This is a genomic window from Lacticaseibacillus sp. YLM2-1, assembly GCF_056583465.1.
In genome coordinates this window covers 20,997-27,658 of sequence record NZ_JBWOEE010000004.1, presented here as the reverse complement: position 1 = coordinate 27,658, position 6,662 = coordinate 20,997, and the positions used below count along the sequence as shown (strand labels likewise).

The window sequence follows — 6,662 nt, the reverse complement described above, 5'->3', positions numbered from 1 at the left end:
AATTAAAACTCCCTTTCTTGACTGACACACGCTGTCTCAAAAGAGAGTTGCTAAAACATTTGATTTGCTTTAAAATACAAATCTGATATGCTCTAACTGAATTACAAAGCCTCACGGCTAAATGAATGCTTTGTAATTTACCAGCATGTGTCTATTTCTTGGTTGCCCAGTCGGCAACTTTTTTAATTTCTAACAACAAAAAATGGACTAAATAGCTTCGGTTAGCTACTTAGTCCATTGGTTTTAATTTGTGTTTTTTAACTATCCTTAACTTGTCCTTACGGGCTGGTTTGCGGTATAATTAACTTACAAATTAAGAACAACGTTCAGACGATTTTAACTTGCCGGTCTAAATCGTCTGAATCTAAGTAGCTGTCTGTTAGCTACTTGCTAAACCTAAAATCCCTGATTCCTCGTGAATCGGGGATTTTTCTGTTTAGCTTGATCTTTGTATTCGGTTGTTAAATTAGTCTTAGTCTAGCATAGCGCTTACCTAGCAGCAACTTTATTTAGTCTTGTATACTTTGCCAGCTTTTGGTTGAAACCAGTAAGCGATAGAAGATACCAGTAAATACTCAAATAATATAAAGACACTAAAATGCTTGGCCGTATTAATATCAAAAGCACTAAATATAAGGAGCATAAGTAACCCGATGAAATAAGTGATAAACAGGGACATTATTTGTAAAATTCTTACGACAATACGACGATTACCACTGATTCTTTCAAAGAAAAGTTGTAACCAATATTGCATTGGAAATAACCACTGGCGAATAAAAAAAGCGGTCATCTACTAGGTGCTTTTTGGCAATTCCAATGGCTGGAATTATCCAAAAGACAATAAGGCTGGCAAGCAAAAATGTAACATTTATTGAAATTTCCATAACAACTCCCCCCTTAAAGTGACATCACATATTTTTTATAAGCTCATTTAAAAATTTGGAGGCAGACTTAAAATTATGTTCTTTAGCCAGACCATCAAGTCTTTTGCGTGCGCTAGGTTGAAGTGAAAAGGTATAGTTCTTAGTACGTTCCTCTTCATCTTTAAAAACAGGAATAACAAGTTTATCTTTAGTATCAGTTTGCTGTTCTGTTTCATTTTTTTGTAGTGCCTTTTTTATGTTTTTGTTCTCTGGATCGAATGCCATAGGTAGTCCTCCTTTATAATTCACATGTATACGTATTGAATGTACATGTGATTAACGCGTGTACAAAGCATTTATAACTTTTCCGTGATTTCATTAAATGTTTTGTCCATACTATCAAAAAATTCATGTTGATCAATATATGTTTTGTGGTCTTCAGCCATTTTTGAAAGAGATTTTTTATCCAACGTTGAACGATTGAATAGCTCCTTTTCTGGAACTGTAGCCAATACACTGGGATCGCCTTTTAAGGCTTTTAATAACTCGCGAGATGATCTTGTGTTGTGTTTAATCATGTTGGCGATAAAAAATAATTTTGTCGTGACATAAGATTTTCTAGTAGAGTAATCAATGGCTTCTTTGCGTAATTCGTTAATTCTTTCTTCTAGGTTAAATTTTGCATTATACCCATGTTCGCTAGGTGTGATTGGACTAAGGATAGCATTACTAATGATTACTGCATTCTTGGTAGCAGTAGAAAAATCTGGGTGACAATCCAAAATAATATACTCGAATTTTCCTAAATTTAAACGTTCATAATTATCTGACAACCACATGTAGAGGAACATGTTTTTGTTAGTCTTATTTTCAATGGTCCGCTCAATATCGTCAAGGTGCATGTCTCCGGCAATTAGACTAATATAAGCACTTATTTCATGTATTTTGACTTTCCCTCGATCTAAGAAAATGTTGCCAACGGTGTCTTGATTGTCGTAAATGTTGTAAGTCTGGGTTAAATTACTTTGGTGGTCTAAGTCAATAAATAAAACATGCTTGCCATTTTTTGCTAACCATTCACCATAATTAAAAGCTAGGGTAGTTTTACCAACGCCGCCTTTTATAGCTGAAAATGTAATAATTTCCATTAGTTTCCCTCCTCATACATGCTAAGTAAGCTTAATAAATATCACTACATGTATAATAGCACGTAGCACGTATATTTGCAAATGGTACATATGATTTATATTCATGAATGATTAGTATACACTAGCTAAGTGTCCTATCTCTTGATATTAAGCTTTTTACGATATCGAATAAAAGTTGTCCGCTTGATCCCGGTATTCCGAGCAACGTCTATGTCACTCATGCCTGCCTGATAAAGCTTAAAAGCATGTTGCAAGCGGGGATCATCTTGGGTGTATTGGGGTTTACGTCCGTGATATTTACCTTGCTGAAGTAATTTATGTTCTAATTGTATTTGTGTAAGTTTTTGGTTGGCCCTTACTTAAATAAAAATATAAACTCTGTCATAGCTTTTGTCTTCTCGTGTACGGGGGAAGAACGGGTCACTTTCAAATTGAGCAAAGGCACAATATAAATATCAATTGCCTAACGACTGTATGATCAATCAAGAGTAACTTTTATTTTTAGTGTGAATTGTTCTAGTAACAGTAATTAAAAAACAAAAAAGTGTGACATAACCTTAAGTTACATCACACTTGGCGATTAGATATGCAGGGACCTTTCCAGTTCAGTTAACTCTTTAGAATTTTGCGAGTTAGGAAAGCAATGTATACAGCTCCTTATCTATTCTGCAGTAGCAGTGCTTAAAACCCAGTTAAGCCAGTTTTTCACAGTGCTACGTCGTCTTTTTGCAGTTGTACTACTGCGCACAGACATAGCATTGGCTAATAAGACATGATCGATATAATCATTATCAAATTCACCACCATTATGAAGAGTATTTACGAATATTAAATTAAAGCATTTGGTTGATAGGATTTGTTTAATAATAATTTTATTTCTATTGTCAGAGTTAGGTAAATCGGCAACGTATTTTCCTAGTTTTGTCAACTCAAATTTTCTTTCAACTTTGCTAGCAAATCCAAGATAACGAAGAGCGTTTCCATAATAATCACCTTGTCGTTCATTAAACTGGTAGTCACTACCTAATTCAAATTTATCTTTAGGAGTCCGTAAATGCTGCAGCATGTCCAAAACACGTGTAAGACTATCTGCTTGTGGAAATGTGATGGTATCTTTCAGATTAGGACTATCCTTACTGATTTGTTTAACATTTTCAAGAGTAATAGCCAAGCTTTGATCCACAATGAAATTTACTTGTTTAACACGTCGAATACTTGAATAGTTGTTCGGTTCTGTGAATTCAAATACATGAAAAGCGTAGACATTGTCTGCATGTGTAAGATATACCGGTAGTACTTTTTTGTCTATATTAAGATTGGTATAGCCGCGAAAGGGGTAATAAAGCTGTCTGATCATGAAATCTTGTGGAATTCTGTTTTTGGCTTCTATTACAAGTAAATTATTTAAATTTTCAAAGCCCGCATCGATTTCTACCTGGCTATTATGAACGCTAAACGAATAAGGACTTTTAGAATCTTTTAAATCTATTCGGTACTTTAATTCTCCCGATTTGAGACGACCTGTTATAGTGCTTATAGCAGACGGCTCACCGTCATTAGTCCCCATGATCATGTCTATCATACCAGTCATTTGGGCGATGTTTAAAGCAACAGCTTCTGATGTTACTGGGAAATGATCAAATGAATGTATCCATTCAGGCATTTTAACACTAATAGGTTTGACTTCTTCATATTCAAGCTTTTTGTATGCTTTAAATTTTCCGATTACATAGGTTCCACGACTATCAGGCAGTACAGACAAGCCATTCTCTCGAAAAACTTTAGGACGAGCATCTGACCAGTCAAATTTAGTCATCAGTCTTGGTTCACGGAATTCTTTAATTTGCTCTGCCTTTAGCTTACATACACCATTTTGGTCTATTTCATTCAAGATATCATATTTTGCAAATAAGTGATTCCAGGCAATGTCTAGTTTATTACTTTTATCCATTGACGTACCGCCTACCTAATTACCTGTTTTGTAATTCATGATCAATACTTCATCAACTCGGCCACGCCCAGCACTATTCGAATTTATGTTTCTTGTAGCTGTAACGGTCCTAGTTGTTTCTTGATATTCTTTATACAGATCTTCGATCAACTGTACCTTGGAATTAGAAAGCATAGCATTAACACCCCGTTTTGTAAGTTCATTGAACACATCACGCAAACGTTCCTGTTCTTCTCTTCCAAAACCATTCAAGGTGTAACCAACAAAACTTTGTTTATCTTCTGATATGGGAGCATAAGGGGGATCTAAGTATACAAAGTCCCCCTTCTTGGCACTTTTAATAGCATCATAGTAATCACCATTAAATATAGTAGCGCTTGATCTATTTAAATATAGTGAAACTGCATGTAAAACTTCCTCATTAACAATAGCAGGATTCTTGTAGCGACCATAAGGAACGTTAATCTGACCTTGAGAATTTACACGAAATAAGCCATTAAATCCGGTTTTATTAAGATAAATGAATCTTGCAGCACGTTCTGTATTAGAGCGTTTTTGTAGTTCACCAGTACGATCCCAAGCACGCATTTGGTAATAGTAGTCACTACTGTTATTAAGCTCATGCTTTTTGAGTAAATGGATTAAAGAATCGACGTCATCTCTTACTACTAAGTAGGTATTGATTAATTCATCATTAAAGTCGTTAATTACGGGGTGTGGACATTGTATATCCAAAAAAACAGCGCCCCCTCCCACGAATGGTTCGTAATAATCTTTAATCTTTGACGGCAAATAACGTTTTATTTCTGGTAATAATTGTCGCTTTCCCCCAGCCCATTTGACAAAAGGCTTAACTAAAGGATTTTTGTGTATTGTCATTGTATAAGTTCTCCTTTAGATTCTATTTTCCAATTTAAATACTAATTAAAAATGCGACTAACTTCCAGTAGCATCATTATTAAGTATTTATTATTTTATGCCTGCTTTAGGGCATCTAATCTATTCTGATTATCTCATGTAAACTGGTTCAATGCACATCGAATTTCTTTCGATACCTGATAAAAGTTGTCCGCTTGATCCCGGTATTCCGAGCAACGTCTATGTCACTCATGCCTGCCTGATAAAGCTTAAAAGCATGTTGCAAGCGGGGATCATCTTTGGCATATTGAGGCTTCCGACCATGATATTTACCTTGTTGTTTAGCCAGGGCAATGCCTTGTTGCTGACGCTCAATGATCCGCTTACGTTCGCTTTCAGCCTGATACTTATACAGTTCAATGATGAGGTTAGTCATCAGTTGACGCAAGTTAGGATCAGCAATCCCTGTCATGGACGGCAAATTTAACACATCTAGGGTGGCCCCCTTATTTTGAATGGTGTTCATGATCTTAGTTAAATCCTGGTTATTTCGGCCTAAGCGATCTAATTCAGTGACCAGGACAATATCACCCTCACGAATATAGGCCAACATTTTTTGCAGTTCTGGCCGATTCGTGGTGGCCCCGCTTAATTTATCCGTAAACAGTTTATCAACGTTTTTTAAAGCCGTTAACTGCCGATCTAAATGTTGCTCTCTGGAACTTACCCGGGCATACCCGATTTTAGCCATTTTTAGCGCTTCCTTTTGGACAGTTCTAATGAACATTTGTAATTCCTAGTATAGCACAGAATAAAAAAAGGCCACTAGGGTATACCCTAATGACCATAAAGCTAACTTATTGAAAAGGAAAAAATTCTCCTTCCCCTAGACGATCCGTATTTAAACTTGAATTTATAACTTTTTGATTTCCATTTGCCATTTGCAATAAATCTTCTAGGGTTGTAGCTTTTGAATGAAAAGGAGATTCTTGATAGGCGATTTCCCAATCTCTCAAAATATTATAATCTTCTGAAAACTCTATGTTCTTTTTAACACCCTCAAAATCCGGAAATAATATGGTACTGATGGCTCCGTTTTCTTTTAAACATTTTTGTAAATAATTTCGATCTCTTTGCGGTAGTTCGAAAGTTATTTTTTCTAAAAGAGTTTCATTATTCCATGAGTATTTATTGCCGGATTGCTTCAAAAAATCATCAGGATTATTAGATTGAAGCCAATCAGCCAATATTTTAATTTGAGAGCTTCGAATTTTAGCCTCATTGTTTACTTTTGCGCTATCTATGCTAGATAGCAGCCCCTGTTGTGCTTTCATTCTTTCGTTTTTATCATCTGTATCATATACTATTAGCGGTAATTTAGGATATTGATTCTTTAACTCATCATATAAGGTCTTATTAAGTCTATATATGCAATACTTGTGCTTGTTGAATTCTTCTCTAAGACAATACATTTTACGATCGATATGTTGATCCAAAATATTGTCATTAACAAACTGTTTAATATAACTGGTGAATGCAAAGTATAAAGCTACATAGACCGAATAACTCCAGTCGAGATAACTAGTGCTGAGTCCGTAGTGTTGAGAAAGGCCATCTGCCAGCCCATTCATACCTACTTCTGAATACCCTCGTTCAGCGGCTTTTTTAACAACGTCAGAATAAATATTATATTGGTCAAAACTGACGTCTGCTTTTAACTTTCTAGCTAGAGTTGGAACTAAATCATATTTTTCAAATGCACACCCTCGATAAATGAAATTGCTATTAGCCTTAGCTTCTGAAATGATTTCTTGTAACCTAGCCAATATTTTATTCCTCCTG

At 35.4% G+C, this 6,662-nt stretch carries 7 protein-coding genes and 1 pseudogene; all 8 read right to left on the bottom strand.

Annotated elements, in window-relative coordinates:
* Nucleotides 1–725: 725 nt before the first annotated feature.
* The 8 genes and pseudogenes from AC07KQ_RS15075 to AC07KQ_RS15040 all read right to left on the bottom strand — a co-directional run bounded on the left by AC07KQ_RS15075 (nucleotide 726) and on the right by AC07KQ_RS15040 (nucleotide 6,646).
* A complete protein-coding gene (locus tag AC07KQ_RS15075) occupies nucleotides 726–884 on the bottom strand; it encodes a hypothetical protein (RefSeq protein WP_480156685.1) in 159 nt (52 codons plus the stop codon).
* 24 nt (nucleotides 885–908) lie between these two features.
* The gene (locus AC07KQ_RS15070) at nucleotides 909–1,148 is read right to left on the bottom strand and encodes a hypothetical protein (protein ID WP_041095869.1); all 240 of its coding nucleotides are present in this window, start codon (nucleotides 1,146–1,148) and stop codon (nucleotides 909–911) included.
* A 71-nt stretch (nucleotides 1,149–1,219) separates the two neighbouring features.
* Nucleotides 1,220–2,011, bottom strand: coding sequence for a ParA family protein (locus tag AC07KQ_RS15065; protein WP_016527412.1), 792 nt, complete (start codon nucleotides 2,009–2,011; stop codon nucleotides 1,220–1,222).
* Between the two features lie 134 nt (nucleotides 2,012–2,145).
* Nucleotides 2,146–2,319: pseudogene (locus AC07KQ_RS15060) on the bottom strand (helix-turn-helix domain-containing protein); the annotation flags it as partial.
* A 353-nt stretch (nucleotides 2,320–2,672) separates the two neighbouring features.
* Nucleotides 2,673–3,962 carry a type II restriction enzyme gene (locus AC07KQ_RS15055; RefSeq protein ID WP_097037773.1) on the bottom strand — a complete coding sequence of 430 codons (1,290 nt, stop codon included), beginning with the start codon at nucleotides 3,960–3,962 and terminating at the stop codon, nucleotides 2,673–2,675.
* Nucleotides 3,963–3,977: 15 nt separating this feature from the next.
* A complete protein-coding gene (locus AC07KQ_RS15050; RefSeq protein WP_174234907.1) occupies nucleotides 3,978–4,841 on the bottom strand; it encodes a DNA adenine methylase in 864 nt (287 codons plus the stop codon).
* 148 nt (nucleotides 4,842–4,989) lie between these two features.
* Nucleotides 4,990–5,571, bottom strand: a complete 582-nt coding sequence (locus tag AC07KQ_RS15045) for a recombinase family protein (protein WP_041161881.1) — start codon at nucleotides 5,569–5,571, stop codon at nucleotides 4,990–4,992.
* A 106-nt stretch (nucleotides 5,572–5,677) separates the two neighbouring features.
* A complete protein-coding gene (locus AC07KQ_RS15040) occupies nucleotides 5,678–6,646 on the bottom strand; it encodes an FRG domain-containing protein (protein ID WP_480156684.1) in 969 nt (322 codons plus the stop codon).
* Nucleotides 6,647–6,662 lie beyond the last annotated feature (16 nt).

Coding starts and splice junctions, on each gene's coding strand:
- AC07KQ_RS15070 (WP_041095869.1), bottom strand. CDS start 1,148: ATGGCATTCGATCCAGAGAACAAAAACATAAAAAAGGCACTACAAAAA.
- AC07KQ_RS15065 (WP_016527412.1), bottom strand. CDS start 2,011: ATGGAAATTATTACATTTTCAGCTATAAAAGGCGGCGTTGGTAAAACT.
- AC07KQ_RS15045 (WP_041161881.1), bottom strand. CDS start 5,571: ATGGCTAAAATCGGGTATGCCCGGGTAAGTTCCAGAGAGCAACATTTA.
- AC07KQ_RS15050 (WP_174234907.1), bottom strand. CDS start 4,841: ATGACAATACACAAAAATCCTTTAGTTAAGCCTTTTGTCAAATGGGCT.
- AC07KQ_RS15055 (WP_097037773.1), bottom strand. CDS start 3,962: ATGGATAAAAGTAATAAACTAGACATTGCCTGGAATCACTTATTTGCA.
- AC07KQ_RS15075 (WP_480156685.1), bottom strand. CDS start 884: ATGGAAATTTCAATAAATGTTACATTTTTGCTTGCCAGCCTTATTGTC.